The sequence below is a fragment of the Cryobacterium sp. N22 genome (assembly GCF_002929555.1).
Taxonomy (GTDB): domain Bacteria; phylum Actinomycetota; class Actinomycetes; order Actinomycetales; family Microbacteriaceae; genus Cryobacterium.
The window spans coordinates 1-1,543 of the sequence record NZ_PJJP01000004.1 but is presented as its reverse complement, the minus strand read 5'-3'; the positions used below and the strand labels follow the sequence as shown (position 1 = coordinate 1,543).

At 55.8% G+C, this 1,543-nt stretch carries 1 rRNA gene; it reads right to left on the bottom strand.

The annotated features are described in order from the left end of the window. Nucleotides 1–15: 15 nt before the first annotated feature. Nucleotides 16–1,538, bottom strand: a 16S ribosomal RNA gene (locus CXY76_RS00020). Between the last annotated feature and the right edge of the window lie 5 nt (nt 1,539–1,543).

Here is a 1,543-nt window from a genome sequence, read left to right as displayed (position 1 = left end):
TGCTGTGCTCCTTAGAAAGGAGGTGATCCAGCCGCACCTTCCGGTACGGCTACCTTGTTACGACTTAGTCCTAATCACCGATCCCACCTTCGACAGCTCCATCCCTTGCGGGTTTGGCCACTGGCTTCGGGTGTTACCGACTTTCATGACTTGACGGGCGGTGTGTACAAGGCCCGGGAACGTATTCACCGCAGCGTTGCTGATCTGCGATTACTAGCGACTCCGACTTCATGAGGTCGAGTTGCAGACCTCAATCCGAACTGAGACCGGCTTTTTGGGATTCGCTCCACCTTGCGGTATTGCAGCCCTTTGTACCGGCCATTGTAGCATGCGTGAAGCCCAAGACATAAGGGGCATGATGATTTGACGTCATCCCCACCTTCCTCCGAGTTGACCCCGGCAGTATCCCATGAGTTCCCACCATTACGTGCTGGCAACATAGGACGAGGGTTGCGCTCGTTGCGGGACTTAACCCAACATCTCACGACACGAGCTGACGACAACCATGCACCACCTGTATAGAGACCTTGCGGGGCGACTGTTTCCAGCCGTTTCCTCTATATGTCAAGCCTTGGTAAGGTTCTTCGCGTTGCATCGAATTAATCCGCATGCTCCGCCGCTTGTGCGGGCCCCCGTCAATTCCTTTGAGTTTTAGCCTTGCGGCCGTACTCCCCAGGCGGGGAACTTAATGCGTTAGCTGCGACACGGAGACCGTGGAATGGTCCCCACATCTAGTTCCCAACGTTTACGGCATGGACTACCAGGGTATCTAATCCTGTTCGCTCCCCATGCTTTCGCTCCTCAGCGTCAGTTACGGCCCAGAGATCTGCCTTCGCCATTGGTGTTCCTCCTGATATCTGCGCATTCCACCGCTACACCAGGAATTCCAATCTCCCCTACCGCACTCTAGTCTGCCCGTACCCACTGCAGGCCCGAGGTTGAGCCTCGGGTTTTCACAGCAGACGCGACAAACCGCCTACGAGCTCTTTACGCCCAATAATTCCGGACAACGCTTGCACCCTACGTATTACCGCGGCTGCTGGCACGTAGTTAGCCGGTGCTTTTTCTGCAGGTACCGTCACTTTCGCTTCTTCCCTACTAAAAGAGGTTTACAACCCGAAGGCCGTCGTCCCTCACGCGGCGTTGCTGCATCAGGCTTGCGCCCATTGTGCAATATTCCCCACTGCTGCCTCCCGTAGGAGTCTGGGCCGTGTCTCAGTCCCAGTGTGGCCGGTCACCCTCTCAGGCCGGCTACCCGTCGTCGCCTTGGTGAGCCATTACCTCACCAACTAGCTGATAGGCCGCGAGTCCATCCTTGACCGAAATTCTTTCCAACTCCTAGCCATGCGGCTGAAGTTCGTATCCGGTATTAGACACCGTTTCCAGTGCTTATCCCAGAGTCAAGGGCAGGTTACTCACGTGTTACTCACCCGTTCGCCACTGATCAGAAGGAGCAAGCTCCCTCGTCACCGTTCGACTTGCATGTGTTAAGCACGCCGCCAGCGTTCGTCCTGAGCCAGGATCAAACTCTCCGTAAATGTTT